The sequence below is a fragment of the Paenibacillus campi genome, from assembly GCF_034659835.1.
In the GTDB taxonomy this organism is placed as follows: domain Bacteria; phylum Bacillota; class Bacilli; order Paenibacillales; family Paenibacillaceae; genus Saccharibacillus; species Saccharibacillus campi.
In genome coordinates, this window is sequence record NZ_JAXSQZ010000003.1 from 62,862 (window position 1) to 81,495 (window position 18,634).

Annotated in this window: 15 protein-coding genes and 1 CRISPR repeat array; of the genes, 9 read left to right on the forward strand and 6 right to left on the reverse strand. The window is 46.4% G+C overall.

The genetic code is table 11. The annotated features are described in order from the left end of the window. Positions 1-2: 2 nt before the first annotated feature. Complete coding sequence (locus tag U1I11_RS09195; protein ID WP_322905798.1) at positions 3-1,109, reverse strand: DUF4179 domain-containing protein; 1,107 nt, start codon at positions 1,107-1,109, stop codon at positions 3-5. 368 nt (positions 1,110-1,477) lie between these two features. Then, entirely contained in the window at positions 1,478-3,178 is a 1,701-nt protein-coding gene (locus U1I11_RS09200) for a methyl-accepting chemotaxis protein (RefSeq protein ID WP_322905799.1), read from the reverse strand. Positions 3,179-3,618: 440 nt separating this feature from the next. Between U1I11_RS09200 and U1I11_RS09205 the strand changes: the two genes are divergently transcribed. Then, a complete protein-coding gene (locus tag U1I11_RS09205) occupies positions 3,619-4,941 on the forward strand; it encodes a glycoside hydrolase family 27 protein (RefSeq protein WP_322905800.1) in 1,323 nt (440 codons plus the stop codon). Further along, positions 4,928-5,215: a hypothetical protein gene (locus tag U1I11_RS09210; RefSeq protein ID WP_322905801.1), complete on the forward strand. Its 288-nt coding sequence runs from the start codon at positions 4,928-4,930 to the stop codon at positions 5,213-5,215. The genes U1I11_RS09205 and U1I11_RS09210 overlap by 14 nt, the downstream gene beginning before the upstream one ends. 213 nt (positions 5,216-5,428) lie before the next feature. On the opposite strand, the gene U1I11_RS09215 is transcribed toward U1I11_RS09210, so the two are convergent. Then, entirely contained in the window at positions 5,429-6,310 is an 882-nt protein-coding gene (locus tag U1I11_RS09215) for a DegV family protein (RefSeq protein WP_322905802.1), read from the reverse strand. A gap of 650 nt (positions 6,311-6,960) precedes the next feature. Here U1I11_RS09215 and U1I11_RS09220 point away from each other — a divergent pair. The 3 genes from U1I11_RS09220 (at position 6,961) to yqeK (ending at position 12,312) form a co-directional block, all read left to right on the forward strand. Beyond that, positions 6,961-7,575, forward strand: coding sequence for a DUF1836 domain-containing protein (locus U1I11_RS09220; protein WP_322905803.1), 615 nt, complete (start codon positions 6,961-6,963; stop codon positions 7,573-7,575). A gap of 179 nt (positions 7,576-7,754) precedes the next feature. Then, a CRISPR array of direct repeats spans positions 7,755-8,175; the repeat unit is 27 nt; unit sequence TTTATATGGACGTAGTGGGTTTTAAAG. An 844-nt stretch (positions 8,176-9,019) separates the two neighbouring features. Beyond that, on the forward strand, positions 9,020-10,714 hold the full coding sequence (locus U1I11_RS09225; protein WP_322905804.1) for a M3 family oligoendopeptidase: 1,695 nt from the start codon (positions 9,020-9,022) through the stop codon (positions 10,712-10,714). A gap of 407 nt (positions 10,715-11,121) precedes the next feature. After that, on the forward strand, positions 11,122-12,312 hold the full coding sequence (gene yqeK, locus U1I11_RS09230) for a bis(5'-nucleosyl)-tetraphosphatase (symmetrical) YqeK (protein WP_322905805.1): 1,191 nt from the start codon (positions 11,122-11,124) through the stop codon (positions 12,310-12,312). 105 nt (positions 12,313-12,417) lie between these two features. On the opposite strand, the gene U1I11_RS09235 is transcribed toward yqeK, so the two are convergent. The 3 genes from U1I11_RS09235 to garR form a co-directional block, all read right to left on the reverse strand. Next, positions 12,418-13,779 carry a GntP family permease gene (locus tag U1I11_RS09235; RefSeq protein ID WP_322905806.1) on the reverse strand — a complete coding sequence of 454 codons (1,362 nt, stop codon included), beginning with the start codon at positions 13,777-13,779 and terminating at the stop codon, positions 12,418-12,420. 62 nt (positions 13,780-13,841) lie between these two features. Continuing rightward, on the reverse strand, positions 13,842-15,287 hold the full coding sequence (locus U1I11_RS09240) for a four-carbon acid sugar kinase family protein (protein WP_322905807.1): 1,446 nt from the start codon (positions 15,285-15,287) through the stop codon (positions 13,842-13,844). A gap of 155 nt (positions 15,288-15,442) precedes the next feature. Next, complete coding sequence (gene garR, locus U1I11_RS09245) at positions 15,443-16,345, reverse strand: 2-hydroxy-3-oxopropionate reductase (protein WP_322905808.1); 903 nt, start codon at positions 16,343-16,345, stop codon at positions 15,443-15,445. 194 nt (positions 16,346-16,539) lie between these two features. Between garR and U1I11_RS09250 the strand changes: the two genes are divergently transcribed. The 4 genes from U1I11_RS09250 to U1I11_RS09265 all read left to right on the forward strand — a co-directional run bounded on the left by U1I11_RS09250 (position 16,540) and on the right by U1I11_RS09265 (position 18,605). Further along, on the forward strand, positions 16,540-17,160 hold the full coding sequence (locus U1I11_RS09250) for a GntR family transcriptional regulator (RefSeq protein WP_322905809.1): 621 nt from the start codon (positions 16,540-16,542) through the stop codon (positions 17,158-17,160). 97 nt (positions 17,161-17,257) lie between these two features. After that, the gene (locus U1I11_RS09255; protein WP_322905810.1) at positions 17,258-17,803 is read left to right on the forward strand and encodes a GNAT family N-acetyltransferase; all 546 of its coding nucleotides are present in this window, start codon (positions 17,258-17,260) and stop codon (positions 17,801-17,803) included. 2 nt (positions 17,804-17,805) lie between these two features. Next, the gene (locus U1I11_RS09260) at positions 17,806-18,180 is read left to right on the forward strand and encodes an NUDIX domain-containing protein (RefSeq protein ID WP_322905811.1); all 375 of its coding nucleotides are present in this window, start codon (positions 17,806-17,808) and stop codon (positions 18,178-18,180) included. After that, the gene (locus tag U1I11_RS09265; protein ID WP_322905812.1) at positions 18,177-18,605 is read left to right on the forward strand and encodes a VanZ family protein; all 429 of its coding nucleotides are present in this window, start codon (positions 18,177-18,179) and stop codon (positions 18,603-18,605) included. Before U1I11_RS09260 ends, U1I11_RS09265 begins: the two co-directional genes overlap by 4 nt. Positions 18,606-18,634 lie beyond the last annotated feature (29 nt).

Genomic DNA, 18,634 nt, shown 5'->3' on the forward strand with positions numbered 1-18,634 from the left:
AGTTATTTGATTCGGATGATGCGTACGTCTTCGTAGGCTACCGCATCGCGCGGTTTGACGACAAGTTGGAGCGAATCGGGATTATCGAGCAGATTGCTGTAAAACACATGTTCAAACGTATACGGACTTTCACTGATCAGACGGCTACCGATCGGTTGCAATGTGACCGATTGTTCTCCTTTTTCCGAAATCATAGCTTGCGGAATTAGCCATAATTGTTTGGCGATCGCACCGTGCACATTTTCGTCCGCTGTAAAACGTACACGTATTTCCAGCGGGGAAATTTCGACCCGTGATAATGTAATCGTATGCGCACTCCATGTAATTTGGCGATTCGGATAAATGATCTCTGTTTGTTGACGCTGAAAATGCGGTGCCAGCGAAATATGCAACAGCAATGTAGGCGAATAATGGACACGATCCGCCGTTGCTACACCTTTCGTACTGTTGTCGGTAGATATAATTTGAAACTGCGCTGCAATTTCACGTGGAAATGGTTGCTTTGGATTCAAGCGTACAGTAGCTGTGCCGTAATATTGCCGCGGGTCTTGTGTGTCCGGAGCACCATTAAGCCGGGCAGGAGAGAGACTAAGCGGTTTGCCGGTCGCTACATTACGCAATTTGACACTGCTCATGCCCGGAATGGCGGAGTCACGGTCGGTATGGGCAGTGTAGAGCACAATGAGGCGACTTTCGTCTGCGGTTACGGCATTAATGGTCAGGCGGTAGCCAGTTTGCTCAGCGGTTTTATTGATAGTTTGAATATAGTGATGTTCGATGGCAGAAGTCAGACTCTGATTGCCAATTTGCTCACTCTGATAAACACGAAACGGCTCTAATTCCCCCCAGTTTGCTTCATTAGATTGTATATGCATAAGCGGCTTCAGCCAAGTTGTCGCAACGAGAATACAGATGACGATGAGCGTTGCGACCGCGACGACGAGCAAGCGTGTGTCGAATAAATGACGAAATGCTGCCCAAAATGAGCGCCCAGGAGCGGTAACTGCCGGGACGTCGGTTACGGCAGGAAGTGCAGGCGGCGGGGAAGACTTGGTAAGATGCAGCGGCTTGGCATCTGGCTGCAACGGCTGTTTGTCATGCTCGTTCATCTGCGTCCTCCTTTCGGATTGAGCGATTGCATCGTGTATATTGTAGATAGCGATCATCCATCACGACTGCAAGCGGCGCATAATTCATGTGAGCAATATTGTATAGCATAGTGATCATTAAAGCAGTCATTAATGAGCTCATCCAAGCAGTTATTCCACTTGTTATGCAATCGATAATGATCGGTATTATCTCTGCTCGCTTGAGCATACTGTTCAATTACCTTTATTGTACCTTGTTTTGGATAATAAATTCCAGCTATTATCGACAAATGGATACAATTGTTCATTGACAACAAAAAGCGTCCATCTGCGCATAAATATTGCACAGATGGACGCTCAAAGCGGCTAAAGACATATGGGTCATGCTTTTATATTTTAAATTCGCTAATCTGTGCTTGCAATTGCTCGGCAGTTGCAGCGAGTGCGGTGGAGGAGGACGTGATTTCTTCCATCGAAGCAAGTTGCTCCTCCGTTGTAGCGGAGACATTCATCGTTCCAGCAGACGTTTCTTCGGTAATGCGCGCAATTTCGTTAGCAAAACGCATCAGTTCTTCGGTACTGGCGGACATTTGCTCCGTACCTGCCGATACGTCCTCTATATCTCCAGCCACTTTATTCACAGCAGTCAATATATTTTCAAAAGCGGTGCCAGCAACAGATACCGACGCAATTCCTTTGCTGACCTCTTGTGTGTTTACTTCAACTGCCTGGATAGCACGATATGTTTCTTTCTGAATTGCGGTTACGAGCTCGGTAATTTGACGAGCCGAATCCGCCGCTTGCTCCGCCAGTTTACGCACTTCATCCGCTACAACAGCAAAGCCGCGTCCGGCATCACCGGCACGTGCCGCTTCGATTGCGGCATTTAGCGCGAGCAGATTCGTTTGTGAGGAAATGCCAGTAATGACATCGCTAATATTACCGATCGTTTGGGAACGCTCGCTCAGTTCCTGTACAATTTTGGACAGAGAAGACATGGAACTTTGAATCGAATCCATCTGTGCGACAGCGGTACGAATCGCTTCATTGCCATCGGCGGACTTGGACGCCGCTTCAGCAGCAGAGCCAGATACGGTCTGGGCACGCGTAGCGATCTGTTCAACGCCGAGCGACATTTCTTGCATCGCCTGCGAAGAACGGGTCGTCAACTCGACCTGGCGATTGCTGCCTTCCGCTATTTGCCCAATCGTCCCGGCAATCTGACGTGAAGCATCGGTATTCTGCTCACTGCTTGCCATTAATTGTTCGGACGAAGCAGCGAGTGTTTCGGATGTGGTAGCGACCGATTCGATCAAGCGACGCAAGTTACCAGACATTGAATTGAAGGCATTAGCAAGCATACCGATTTCATCACGGTTTTTGATCTGAATAAGCTCACCGCTTAAGTCGCCATCAGCAATCTGCTCCGCCGCCGCTTGCAGTCGTTTGATCGGTCTGGAGATAAGTGCCGAAATGATCAATGCGATGGCAAGCCCTGCCAAAATAGCAAGCAAAGAAATGATAATCACATTGAAAATTGTTTGCTGGCTAAGATTTGCAGCAGCACTTGTTGTTACCGAAGCATTATCATTTTCTAAATTGATTAGTTTGGTGAGTGAACTATTCGCTGTGTACCAAAGTGGATAGGCTTTACTGTGCAACTCACTTAGCTTCAGCAGATCATTCGCTTGACCAGCCTTGATCATATCAGGAACGAGTGCAATATAGCTGTTGTAGTTAGTCGTGAAACGATCATACAGAGTTAATTCTTCTTCACTTTGCAATAATGCTTTGAGTTTAGGCGTTTCCGTTCCGATTTTGTGGAGTAACGAGTCAAAGCGACCTTGAAAAATTTTCACTTGAGCTGGATTACGCTCTATGCCAACACTTAACATCAGGCGTTCGACATCGGATACGTCTCCATTCATTATTCCGAGCAGGGTAACACTTGGCATCGCTTTTGTATCGATCATTTTTACTTTTTGTCTCATTCCATTAATTCCGAAGATGCTAATAGCAGCAATAGCAACTAACAACAGTATTACGGCTGCAAATCCGGCTATCAATTTCATTTGAATCGAAAGTTTCATACATTCACACTCCAACGGATTATTTTACTAAATTGCTGAGCCGTATACACTATTTCGTCATACATAGTATATCGACCATGTTAGCGGAAAATTTACAGTGGAAAAATGCTTTTTTAGTTCTAAATACCTAAATTGAAAATGATAACAATTCTCATTTGTTGTATATATGAATATTGATGTTGATAATGAATTGTTAAATGAATTATTTAATTTCTAAATATCTCAAAAAATAAAAAAATAAAAAATTTGAAAATTTTTTATATCGAAACATGTCGTTTCGTGTATTTTAGTTTAGAGGATGATCATTTTTTTTTGGATTTTTTATTAAACATGCTGCAATTTGTTTCAGTCTGGCAATACCGTTGAATTGCTACTCTACAAACGGTATGATCGAAACAGAAACGCAATAAATATAGCTGAACAGATAAGGAGTGTATACGATGCGGCATCATCAATGGGCATACGTACCGCCAATGGGCTGGAATAGCTGGGATAGTTACGGAGCTGCGGTACGTGAAGAAGAAATTCGCGCGAATGCGGAATATATGGCAACTCATCTGCGGCAGTTCGGTTGGGAATATATCATTGTCGATATTCAATGGTACGAACCGGAAGCAAAATCGTCGGTATATCGCCCCTTTGTACCGCTGGAAATGGATACGTATTCGCGCTTAATGCCAGCGCCGAATCGTTTCCCATCTGCAACTGATGGACAAGGGTTTAAACCGTTGGCGGATTATGTACATTCCCTTGGTCTTAGTTTTGGAATTCATATGATGCGTGGTATTCCACGTCAAGCGGTACATAATGATACGCCGATCAAAGGTACAACAATAACGGCACGCCAAATTGCCCATACGAATTCAATCTGTCCGTGGAATACGGATATGTACGGTGTAGATGCATCCAAGCCGGGAGCGCAGGCATACTATGATTCGTTATTTGAGCTATATGCCGAATGGGGAGTAGACTTCGTTAAAGTGGATGATATCGCCGCGTCGCGTCTGTACGATACCCATGTGGCGGAAATAGAACTGATTCGGCAGGCGATCGATCGCTGCGGACGTGCGATCGTGCTTAGTCTGTCACCAGGTCCTGCACCACTAGGCTATCATGAAGCATTGCACGACAATGCCAATATGTGGCGCATTACGGATGATTTCTGGGATCAATGGGAGCTATTATACGATATGTTTGAGCGTTGTGAACAATGGGCACAGTTTGTTGAAGTAGGCAGTTGGCCAGACTGTGATATGTTGCCACTCGGTCATATCGGCATTCGTTCAGTCGATGGCGGCGCTAGCGATCGCTGGACCCGATTCACCGAGGATGAGCAAGTGACGATGATGACGTTATGGTCAATCTTCCGCTCCCCATTAATGTTCGGTGGCGAGCTGCGGGATAATGACGCTTGGACGATGTCGCTACTCACGAATGACGAGGTGCTGGAAGCGAATCGTTCCGGTCGTTATGCACGGCAGGTGTATCGTGATGAATATGACCGGATTGTATGGACATCCGAAAATGCGACTACAGGCGACCACTATGTGGCGTTGTTTAATGCTGGAGATGACCCGGCATTGGTGCGAGTAAGCTTGGAACAACTCGGATTACCGAGCGGCTATTACCGTCTGCGCAATTTATGGGAACGTGGGGAAGCGGGGCAAGTAGGCTACGATATTGAAGTGAAAATCCCGCCGCACGGTGCCAAATTTTATAAGTTGAGTCGGATGGATTATGAGGATGTGGTTGTACGGAGATAGAGTAGAGAAAGAGAATTTAAAGATATCTGATAAAGATAGAAGTATAGGGGAAAGCTGGGATAACGATATGGATGGTACACATATATTCATTATGGCTCCTATTGCAATTGTTGGTTTAGCGCTATTGATTGCTAGTTTAGCTGATGCGCAACAGAAGCGCAAAGATGATCGACAACCTGTAATTGAACAGATAAGCAAAATAGTAGATAAAAGACCCATGCAAACTTCGGAAACGACTAGCAAGTTTTATGTAACCATTGAGTTGGAAAATTAACAACGTGTCGAAATTGAAGTATCTTCAGATCAATATGGATTAATTGTGGTCGGGGATCACGTAAAATATATTGCGCAAGGAAGTCGTAAAAAGGTAGAACGAATGATGTAGGATGGAATGATAGAACTGCAATATAAATAAAAACAGGAGCAAGCATGATACTTGCTCCTGTTTGGTTTCTACATTCAAGTCAAACGACCACTCACACTCAAGTCAAGCCATAGTCGAGATCGGCGCACCCAAACGTCCTAATGCACTATAATGATTTTTAATCCATGCTAGCGCCAGCGTACCTTCACCGGCATGAATGCCTGCCACCGGAATAAAGGAAGCGATCTCAATTCGCAGCAGCGGCGCCATATGCATAATTTCTTCTTTTAGCTTGAATGCGCCTTCCATATTGTTCGCATGCATAATGCACACATCGCGCACATGCTCAATATCTTTTTTTAACACATCTAGCAGCTTTTGGCGCGCCTTTTTCATCGTACGGATTTTGTCTTCTACGATCACTTTGCCTTCTTGAAAGCGCAGTAATAGATGAATGGAGAGCAATTGGCTAATGACGAGCTGTGTACCGGATACACGTCCGCTACGATGAAGCTGGGACAAACTTGCCGGAATCATATAAAAACTCATATCTTCAATCATCCCTTGAATCCGTTCACTGATGTCGGCTGCACTCATGCCTTCACGATGATACAATATCCCTTGCAAAATCATCTCTCGCAGCGGAAACGCGCCAATTTTCGAATCGATGCCAATTACCGGTGTATCCGCCATCTCGGCAGCTTGCAATGAGGAATGGTATGTGCCACTTAGTTCAGATGAGCAGTGAATGACGATAATATCATCATAACGCCCTTTCAGGCTTTCATATAAATGCACAAATTCGCCAATCGGCGGCTGTGAGCTGCTTACCTTCTCATGCTCACGCATTTTCTCATAAAATTGCTCGGACGTAATATCAACATTTTCCCGATATACTTCGTCTCCAGCAATTAAACATAATGGCACAACATACACATCATGCTCACGCGCAAAATCCGCATCCATCATCGCAGTGCTATCTGTTACCCAGGCAATTGTTCTCATTCAGATCACTACTTTCATTCATAGGTTTCAACAATACCTTGAAATGTGCAGGATGGCACGAAATTTCAAAGCTTGTGAGCATATGGTATTTTGCAATGATTTACGATGTACAAAATAAGGCAAAATAGACATATGTACTGTATAACTCTATCATATAGTTATTATAACTAGATGTCATGGTGATTACAAACTTTAAATGTTATTACGAAAACGAAATGTTTTTCGTTTCAGCTTTTTTTCGGTATAATAGGAAACAGTATCATTAAAGTGTCGCTCTGTTCACAGCTTGGACAAAGAAATAGGCAATGGATATGTAGCTTTATGAGCACAACTTGTACGATGCATGTGCAAAAATACGCTAGTAGTGATTACGATCTTGTTCCTGTTTAACACAGCTTGCGCGCTAAATGCGCCAAAAGTACACTGACGGTGATTGCGGTCTCGTTCCTATTTGACACAGCTTGTGCAATGAATGTAAAAAAATCTTTGGCTGTGCATATATTTTTTCGCAATGAATGTGAATAAGCTTGAGCGCTCCAAACGGCGCATCATCATCATATGCAATGAACGGCAAATTACATAGTCGCTACGCTGCTGAACATGACGCAATTGAATATAAAATAGAGTGGAAACGAAAGGAGGCACAAGCGATGGAACCGCAATATCCGTTATTGGATCAGCTCAAACAATGGGGCGAAACGAAGGTCGCTTACCGCTTCCCACGTTGGGAGCAGCTTCCGGTCATTGGCATTTATATGGATCAACTTGTCGCCTGGCTAGAGCAACAGTTCCACCAGTTTCCCGGTGAAACCGCAGGCAAGCTTATAACCCCATCGATGATTAACAACTATGTCAAACAGAAAATCATCCCGCCTACCGTCAAAAAAAGATATTCCCGCGAGCATATTGCTTACCTCATTATAATCTGCAATTTAAAACCCGTCCTACCGATCGCCACCATTCAGGCGATGATTACGACCCAATTAAAGACGATGACACTGAATGAAATTTACAACCATTTTTGCGAAGAACAGGAAGCCGCTTCCCACTACACGATGGAAATGGCCAAACAGGAAGGCCGCAATCTGCGCAACAACGCTGCAAGCTCCCAGGAAGAAATGCTCGCCGGATTTTCGCTGAAAATGGCGACGCTTGCCAATGCAGGTAAGATATTGGCGGAGAAGATTACATGGCTGGAAAGGGAAGACGGAGCGGAACATGAGGGTGAAGTAAAAATATTGGAAGTACGTCATGTAGGGGAATAATGTTGAGTTTGCAGCGAACGAGAATGTTGTCGAATCGCTGGGAGAGCAGGCGTGGTGGGGGATTTGGGGTTTTTAGTTGAGAGGCGATTTACAGGATTGGCGGTTCGATGCAAAATGAGGATTGAGGGAGGGGAGGAGTGCTTGTGTGGTGAGGGGTTTGGGTGGTTTTGGGGTGGGGTTTTATATGGACGTAGTGGGTTTTAAAGCAAACATGTAATGCAGTGTGGTATCGGTGTCAGTGTAGTTTTATATGGACGTAGTGGGTTTTAAAGTAAACTTACTCCGCTTGAGTGCTGGCGCTTACAGGGGTTTTATATGGACGTAGTGGGTTTTAAAGATAGATAGAAATAGGACACATATGGTCACAGAGCAGGGTTTATATGGACGTAGTGGGTTTTAAAGTATCGTAGTAATTGACTATGAGGTTGCGCTTTACGCGGTTTATATGGACGTAGTGGGTTTTAAAGATCGGCGCTAAGCCGATGCCTGGAGCATTGAAGGGTAGTTTTATATGGACGTAGTGGGTTTTAAAGGGAGACGAGTAGTATCGGGATGTTTCATCATAAATCAAGTTTTATATGCACGTAGTAGATTTTAAAGTATTTCTTACTCTGTCTATACTAGAGCGTGTATGCCAACTCGTAGGCTGCGAGCTGCACTTCGCTGCGGGAAGAAAATAAGGGGTAAGGACGGACTTTAGTGTTTGCGGTTTCCAAACACGAGGTGCGATGAAAAGAGGGTTTTGCGCAGCAAAATACCCTACTGCTTCAGTGTTTGCGAACTTCAAACACGAGGTGCAATGAAAAAAGGTTTTTGCGTAGCAAAATACCCTACCTCTTTTGAGCACTGGAATCTACCTTCTCTCCCTATTCGTAGCTTCCTGGGCGAGACGGGTGTCCGTCTCCTTATTCCGTCCCGCAGTGGTGGATGCTCCAATGTAATAGTTTGCGTACACGCCCTAGTAGCTTGTATCAAATACATTTACAGCTTGCCTATCTAACCATCGCTTGATGATGAATCGGTCAAGGTACGTTCAAACAAAGTTTTTATTTGAGACAGCCCACTTAGGACATGTACGCAAACTTGATATGCTAGACACCACCCACCGTAGTGCCGGAACGAGTTACAGATTCCCGCCTCCACTAAAAAATCTACAAGGAAGAAATAAATGTAGATTCCTATACTTGTGACAGTCCACCATTAATACTGTGAATATTAAACACACAATAAAACACAATATAATATATCACCCAAAACACAATGGGAATATTTGCATATCCAAATAACAGCATCGACTGGTGACCCGCAGTTTATATGGATGAATGGTAAACTGCTTTGCATTTTTATTCGACCAGCGGATAAAAAATCTGTTCACCTGGTGTGAAATTTAGTAACATAGAGTTAGCCGGTACATTCCGAGATTATTACAGTGAGGTGCAAGTGCATGAAGTTTAGCGAGTTTACTTATGAACGTCCTAATATGGATGAGCTGAAAACGAATTTTGAGCTGCTGCTCAATCGCTTTAAAGAAGCGTCTAGTTTTACAGAGCAGGATCAAGCGATGGCGGACATTAACAAGCTGGTCAATACCTTTTCCACCCAAACCCAGCTCGTTTCGGTACGTCACTCCATTAATACGGAAGACGAATTTTACAAAGCTGAACAGGAGTTTATGGATGAAGTGGGTCCTGTATTTCAGGAGTACATAGACAGCTATTACAAAGCGCTTGTACATTCCGCTTTCCGTACGGAGCTGGAACAAAAATGGGGTAAGCAACTGTTTGACTCCGCAGCGTTAACGCTGAACACATTCCATCCTGACATTATCGTTGATCTGCAACAGGAAAATAAATTAACGACCGCCTACGGACAATTGATCGCTTCAGCGAAAATCCCGTTTGAAGGCGAAGAACGTACGCTAACCCAGCTCGCACCATTCGAGCAGTCCAAAGATCGTTCGATGCGCCAGCGCGCCGGTGAAGCGCGTTACGGATTTATGGCGGAAAATAGTGCAGAACTTGATCGCATTTACGATGAGCTCGTTAAAGTGCGGACGACGATCGCACGCAAGCTAGGCTTTAACACATTTACCGAACTCGCTTATGCGCGTATGAATCGTACCGATTACGGCCCAGAGCAAGTAGCGGCTTTCCGTAAGCAAGTACAGGAGTATATCGTACCGGCAGCGGCACGGTTGAAAGAGCGTCAACGGCAACGCCTCGGTTTGGATCGGCTGGCGTATTTTGACCAGTCGTTCAGCTTTGAGAGCGGCAACCCGACACCGAAGGGCGATGCGGACTTTATCATTAACAATGGTGCCAAAATGTACGCCGAGTTGTCGCCGGAAATCGATGCTTTTTATCGGATGATGCAGGAAAATGAACTGATGGACCTGCTCAGCAAAAAAGGCAAAATGGGCGGCGGTTATTGCACGTTTCTGAACGATTATCAAACACCGTTTATTTTCGCCAACTTTAACGGAACTTCCGGTGATATCGATGTGCTGACCCATGAAATGGGACATGCGTTCCAAGTGTATGAGAGCCGTCATTTTGAAGTGCCAGAATATATTTGGCCTACCTATGAAGCGGCGGAAATTCATTCGATGAGCATGGAGTTTTTTACATGGCCGTGGATGGAGCTGTTTTTTAAGGAAGATACGGATAAGTACAAATTCGATCATTTGTCCAGTGCGCTGAACTTTATTCCGTATGGCGTTGCGGTGGATGAATTCCAGCATGTGATTTATGATCATCCAGACTTTACGCCAGCCGAGCGCAAAGCAGCCTGGAAAGCGGTAGAAGCGAAATATTTGCCGTTCTGGGATCAGAGCGACAATGCGTATTTGGCGGCAGGCGGCTTCTGGCAAAAACAAGGGCATATTTACGAAGCGCCATTTTATTATATCGACTACACACTCGCTCAAATCTGTGCATTCCAGTTCTGGAAAAAGATGCATCAGGATCAAAAGGCAGCATGGGCGGATTATGTGAATCTGTGCAAACAGGGTGGCAGCAAATCGTTTACCGGATTAGTAGAAGTGGCAGGTCTGATCTCGCCGTTTGAACAAGGTTGCGTCGCTTCCGTTATTGATGAGATCGAGAGCTGGCTGAACGGGATTGACGATAGCAAGCTGTAATGAGATACATTTAATCGTACTTTAGGTGAGACAAGCTACTAGTGACTTGTCTCGAATACATTTACGGTTTGTCGATCTAACCATTGCTTGATGATGAATCGATTTAGGGACGCTTAAAAGCAATTTCCATTTGAGACAGCCTACTAGTAGGTTGACCAAGTTAAATGTTAATTTTGATCATGCACTGGAATCCTGATGAACAATAGCTTGAGCTAGCTTCAACACTCAAATGAATCTCGGTCAAGGTACCAGGTTCCGCCGTTTTGCACAAGCAGGTTTATCGCTAGTCGGTTGTTGCAGTCACTGCACATAGCCGGGCGATGAGCCTGTTTGTTTTGTCAGAAGGCACGGGTGTATAATGTGGTTCATGCAAACAGAAGAAATGAGCGACAGGAGCGTGTGCATAGATGTCATCAGCAGCATGGAAGCTTGGAGCGATTATAGTGCCTGCCGAGCTGGTGCGATATTTTCCCGTTTATGAGTCAGGGGAGACGGTCGATCGTTACATCGAGCGGATATTTAATTATAACGGACAGCCGGATACATGGGCGCATTGTCAGGCGGTAGCTGCCGAGGCGCAGCGGCTTGCCAGACGCTATAATGTCGATACAGAGCTGGCGGTGCTGGCAGGCTGGCTACATGATGTATCAACCGTTATACCTGATGCAGCCCAATGGACGCTCGCTTGTCAGTATGGACTAGCCACCGTTGAAGCAGAGCGTCAAGTTCCATTTTTGCTGCATCAGCGGCTGTCGGCATGGATTGCCGAGCATGTGATGGGCTATGACGATGACATGCTGTTGCAAGTGATTGACTGTCATACGACATTGCGCGGCGATTTGGAGCTGCTCGATAAACTATTGTTCGTTGCCGATAAATTGTCATGGGCGGATTCGGATGCAGCGCCGTATATCGCCGCCATGCGAGCGGTAGCGGATGTATCGCTCGAACAGGCGATTGATGTGTATATGCGCGCAATGCTTAGCGAACGAGGCAAGCTGGCTGTCGTTCATCCGTGGCTGGCAGCCGCCTGTCACACACTGGCAATGGAGCAGTATTGGCGTTCTCTACCTGCATTATGTGCGCCGATTCAGTGGGGACCTGTTACTGCGCATTTTCGTCCGCGCACCGCTTTACGTCCAGCTCAGCAGGCGCTCGTTAGCAATGTATCGATCATGCCGCTGGTCGGGGATCAGGTCGTAATGATTCGTTTGACCGATGGACGCTGGGAATTACCGGGCGGAACGTTGGAACCGGGCGAATTGCCACTGGAAGGATTACGGCGTGAAGTGCGGGAAGAAATGGGTGGTGAGCTGCTCGATTATACGCTATTTGGTTGTTTTGAATGTAAGTCGGCGGCTGCGACGGCGTATCGTGCCCATATTCCACATCCTTATTTTATTCGAATGGCTGGATATGGGCAGGTGCGTCTGGATGGACAGCCGCTTAATCCGCCGGATGGAGAACAGATTGAGACGGTGGCTGTAGTTACGATCGAGGAAGCGGAGCGGCGTTTTCGCAGTACCGGACGGGCTGATCTCGCAGATTTCTATCTGATCGGTTACAAAGCTTGGCAGCTCGATGATGTGGAGAAGTAAACGATCCAGCTATGTATATATAAAACGCATACGAAAACACTTCCTACTGGAAAAAGCGGCGTGGTTGTTACCAAGCTATGCCTTTCCAAGCAGGAAGTGTTTTGGTTATGATACAAACACACTCAAAATCATCACGATCCCAAAAGCGACAAAACCGAGTAACGTCTCCATCACTGTCCATGTTTTTAACGTATCAGGTACGGACAGATTCAGATACTGCTTCACAATCCAGAAGCCCGAATCGTTCACATGGGATAAAATAATCGATCCTGCGCCGGTAGCGAGTACGAGCAATTCAGGACTAACCCCCGGCATCGCAACGGCAATCGGTGCCACGATACCGGCAGCCGTCGTCATAGCGACCGTAGCCGAGCCGACAGCTGCGCGAATCAGACCGGCGATTAAAAAGGCGAGCAGTAATGGCGACAGATGCGCTGTCTGAGCAAAGGCAGCGATAGCGTCACCGACCCCGCTGGCGGTCAGAATTTTGTTAAAGCCGCCGCCTGCACCGATCAGCAGTACGATGGCAGCAACCGGACCGAGACAATCATTCGTAAACGTCAGCAATTGCTTACTGTTAAAGCCGCGTGCATAACCAAACGAATATAAGGAGAACAGCAGCGCGATCAATAGCGCAATGACCGGACTGCCGATAAAATCAACTATCTGACGGAACATATTCGTTTCCGGCAAAATCAGACTGACAACCGTTGAAATCAGCATTAGAATAACCGGCAGTAAAATTGTAAATAAGGTAATGCCAAAGCCTGGCAGTTCTTTTTGCTTCGTTTCGGTAAATTGTTCCATCAGTTCGCTGTTGCCCTGGATCGCAATCTTTTTGGAAATCCAGCTACCGTAGAGCGGGCCGGCAATGGCTGCTGCCGGGATGGATACGATCAACGCGAGGAAAATGGTTTTACCTACATCGGCGTTGAAGATGCCGACTGCTAGCATTGCCGCCGGATGCGGCGGGATCAGACTATGCACAACCGCAAGTCCGGCGAGCAGGGAGATACCAATTTTGATCAATGAGGTGCCGGTCTTTTTGGCGATTACGAAGACGAGCGGGAACAGCAGCACGATACCGACCTGAATAAATACCGGAATTCCGCAAATGACCGCGACAACCATCATCGCCCAATGGACATTTTTCTCGCCAAAGACGCGTACCATCGTATTGGCAATGCGCTCGGCACCGCCGGATTCTGCCATCAGCTTACCGAGCATCGTACCAAGCCCGAGCACAATAGCGATAAAACCGAGTACGCTAGCGACCCCTTCCTGAAACGAGCTAACGATAGTTTTGAGCGGCATACCTGCGATCAAACCCATGAATACCGCGCCGACAATGAGCGCGATAAACGGATTCATTTTGAAGCGGGCAATCAGTACGATCAGCCCGATAATGGAGATGGCTGCATAGAGCAGCAGACTCGTATGATGACTTAAACCGAATACAGCGTACATTGTTTTCCCCTCCTGCATACATTCGGTAAGGAGAGCGATGCCCTCCATGTACCGAGTTGAATTTACGAGTGCTGCTGTTGGATCGTTTCGATCGTTTCCCGTAGCGTTGTATCGTTGCCGACATTACCGGGGAAGACGATATACGGAATGCCATTAAATTTAGCTTCTGCACCGGTGAGCCAGACCGGGATGCCGGCGCTCACCTGCCCAAGCACCAGCGCGCGCTTGATAGACAGACCGCGGGTAGCGACATCGCTTGAAGTAATGCCACCTTTGGCGATGATGAACTTGGGAGCAACTTGTAACGATTGCACAATATGCACTAGCGCCGCAGAAACGGTAGCACTAATTTGGAAATTGTCCGCGTTGCTATTCGCGGTAATGAGGCGGCGACTGCTGTACACAACGACATCGGTTCCATTGGACAAATGCGTATTCGCTTCAACTTGCACACGCTGAATTTCCTGTTCACGGTTGGCATCGTCGAGTAGATGCTCGACATTCATTTCCAATCCGAGCACATGATCCAGTTGCAATAATTGCTCCAACTGACGTGTCGTCTTCTGTACATACGAGCCGACGATGACGATCCCGCCGTGTTTACTTTGTGCATCCGCAATGAGCCGCTCCGCAGGCACGTAATCCACATCGCTAATGCCAGCATACGATTTGACGAATGATGCTGCTGTACGGAAAATAAAGCGTTTTCCGTTTTGCTCTGCACGCAGCAGTGCTAGCGACAATAAATCCATATCTGCATAGGAAATGACATTGACGATAATAGGCACATTGTCAGTTGCTTGCATCAGTAGCGCATCGACCTGTTGTGGGTGACGGCGCAACTGTGCTAGCGAAATGACTAGACATTGGGAAGTGGTGAAGCGATTTGCTGTTTTCTCCGCTACCCATTCCGTAAGATCGCCGTTGTTATATCCAAATACGCGATCCTGCGCAAATTCGGTTTCGTGCACTGGTACCAGCACATCGTGATCCAGCATATAGTGGGTATTGTTAATCGTAAATCGTCCACCTTCCAAGAAAGCTGGAATGATCAGATGCCCGTCAAAACAATAGCCTTGCCGCTGTGAAATTTCCTCTGTCAGTACATCAATTTCCAGCGGATAATACCCGCGCAACATCGAATCACTACGGCTAACAAAGGTAAATTCCTGTCCGACCTCGTCCGCCACTTTGCATACATTGGCGGCAATCTCGCGATTGATTCGCTCAGCGTTCTCCGCATCCATGCCACGTGTATTGGTTAAAATATAAAATACTGGCTCTGACGCGAGAAAAGCCTGTCGTAATAGTTGTTCATCCCACTGTGTCAGTACATAAATATCATGTACCGTCTGCACACCGGTTGGATCATCATCGAGCACGATGATTTTACGATTGCGTTGCTGTTGCCACTCTGCAATCTGCTGCCTTGCACCAGCCAGCGGGGCTTCCGCGGGAAGGTGCTGTGTAAGTTGTTCCAGTGTTGTTTTGGAAGAATGGATGTTCATCCTGTTCACCTCATGTCGTCATTTTGATAATATGTGTACGGCGCGCGGATAAGGGGCGATGAATCGGTGAGTGTCCGTGAAAATGATGCTTAGCCTATACAGTCATGCCAATGATCCGCGATACAATCATGCCAGTAAACAGCAGATCGCCCGTATTAATCTGTGGAATTTGCTCGAACCTCAACGCCCGCTAATTTTTCAAAATACTGCACGATTCCGCCGTGATCATCTGCCGCTTTGCCGTCTACTTTTAACGCATGGAAGATTTCCAACAGCTGGCTGCTCAGTGGTAGCGGCACTCCGATGTCATGCGCCGTTTCCATGACATTGGTCATATCTTTCAGATTAATATCGATCCGTCCGCCAGCGACAAAATTGCGTTCCAAAATGAGCGGTACTTTGGCATCCAGTACCGCACTACCTGCCAGACCGCTGCGAATCGCCTCATACATCTTACCAATATCGATACCAGCTTTAGCGGCGAAGACGAGTGCCTCTGACATAGCAGCGATATTTAGATTCACGATAATCTGATTTGCCAGTTTAGCGGTTGTGCCGGAACCGTTAGCTCCGACTCGAATGACCTGACTGCCCATCACTTCCAGTACCGGCAAAACGGAATTGAATACGCTCTCATCTCCGCCCGCCATAATCGCCAGCGTACCATCAATCGCTTTCGGTTCACCGCCGCTGACAGGTGCGTCGATCATGTGTAAACCGGCAGTTTGTACAGCTGCGGCGATGTCGCGCGAGATGACAGGCGAGATTGAACTCATATCGACAATAATGCTGCCTGGAATAGCGCCTTGCAGTACACCATTCTCGCCGAGTACGACTTGCTGTACATGACTGGAGTTGGGGAGCATCGTAAAAATAATTTCGCTTTGCATCGCGACTTCTGCTGGCGTCGTTCCGCTGCTAGCGCCTTGCGACACCAATGTATCTACGGCGGCTGTATTAATATCGAATACTTTTACCTCATAACCAGCTTGTAGCAAGTTACTGACCATTGGGCGTCCCATAATGCCGAGTCCGATAAAGCCTAAACGTTTTTGCATCTGTATTTCCTCCGATCTTATTTTGAAAGCGATATCAATCTCTATTTGAAAGTTATTGTACACAATAATTTAATTTTTGTATACATTTTTATCTAAAATGTATTCTTTTTAAATTTGGAGCGCTAAAAGCTGTTTGTGATTAGGTTGTGCATTAAAATGATTTTCGCTAAAGTAAACAATAGAGGTGAACAACAATGGAACAGGATTATAACAAAACACGTTCCGCTTATGCGCAATCGTATGAAGTGCTGCGGGATATGATTTTGAACGGTCATTTAACACAAGGAACGAAGCTGGTAGAGGAAAAGCTGGCTGCCGAGTTAGGTGTCAGTCGCACACCGATTCGCGAAGCGATCCGCAAGTTGGAGCAAGAAGGGCTAATCGTCAACAAACGAGTAGTCAAACTGACGGAAACGGATTTGCGCAATACGTTTGAATTGCGAATGTTGCTGGAAGGGTATGCCGCTCGCAGTGCTGCCACCTTTCTGTCTGCCACCGAGCTGGATAAGCTGAAGCATTGTGTGCAAATTGGACGGGAAGGCAGCAAGGACGAGATTATGGAAGCCAATCGCGAATTTCATGAGCTCATTATGCAAGCGAGCAACAATACGCGGATGATCGATCTGTTTGACCAGATGCAATCGGTTATTTACTTGTTCCGGCAAAAAGTTGTGCTGCATGATCGACCGTTTCTGATTGAAGAACATGCGCGTATTTGCGAAGCGATTCAAGCGCATGACGGCGATACGGCGGAGAAGCTGATGAAGGAGCATTTACAAGCAGATTTGGACTTTTGCCTGCATTTGATTCGTTAATCGGTATGTTGAACGTTAGACGGTTATGAGATGATGAATAGGAATCAAATATCCAATATAACGATATGATCCACATAGCCAAAGGAGGTCGTACCGTATGATCATCCGCCATGCTAGACCGGGCGATGAAGTAGGCATTGCCATCGTTCATGTGCATAGCTGGCAGACGACTTATGCCGGTTTGCTGGATATGGCGTATTTGCAGCAATTATCCGTGTCACAGCGTCAGCAGGCATGGCAGGAGCAATTGAAACGAATGGACGAGCAGTATCAACTGTTAGTATTAGAGGATGAAAGGGGTATCATTACCGGTTTTATTAGCGGCGGAACTAGCCGTGAACTAGCCGTATCACATCGACAGCGTGAGGGGGAAATCTACGCGCTGTATTTGCTATCGTCAGTGCAAGGGAACGGCTGGGGCGGGCGATTGTTATCCCTGATGCTGCAATGGATGCAACAACAGCATTATGATCATGTGATCGTCTGGGCATTGCGCGACAATCCGACTGTACGCTTTTATGAGCATTACGGAGCTGTACCTTACAAGGAGCAAACGATCAAAATCGGCGGTCAATTATACCGTGAGACTGCGCTGCGCTGGAGCGATTTACATAAGCGCTCTTACATAGTAAAGGAGTCATAACGATGCCAATACGCATATGCTGTCTGTGCCTGTTTGAGCAGGCAGGACGGTATCTGTTTCAGGAAACGGTGTATGCCAGTAGCGGACGCATGATGTATCGTCCTGTAGGTGGCACGATGGAATATGGGGAGCAAAGTATCGATACAGTCGTTCGCGAAGTTGAGGAGGAGATTGGCGCTGTGATTGAGCAACCGATCCTGCGTTATATTATCGAAAATCACTATGAAACGAACTGCCAGAAAGTCGCCGAAATCAGTGGTCTAATGGTGGAGGAATCGTCTGAACAGCCGCAACATGGGCATGATCTAGCTTTTATTTATGAAGGGAAATTGCCGAATCAGCAGCAGTTCCCACATTCGATGAGCGCTTTAGGATGAATAAGAGACACGCGACGTTCTTGGTGATCGGTTATACGTTGCTGCTACTGTATTGGATGTTTTTCGGATTTGGTCGTCATGCGCCAGATGAGGATACGCCGTATCGGTATAATGTGATTCCGCTGCGTACGATTGCCGACTTTGCAACGATGCGTATTGGCACGGTGATGGATCAATGGATTAATGTACTAGGCAATATCGCTGTGTTTGTGCCGTTTGGATTGTTCATTCCATTAGTGCGTAGCGTACGATTGTTGCCTTTTGCGGGTGGATTTGCGCTGTTCATTTTGTTGCTGGAGATATTGCAGTTTATAACGAGACGTGGCACATTTGATGTGGATGATATAATGCTAAACACGATTGGCGCTTGTTTGGGCTATGCGGGTTTGCATTGGATTTTACATCTAATGGCACATAAAAAATGATACAAATCCCCTGTGGCTACATGTGGAGC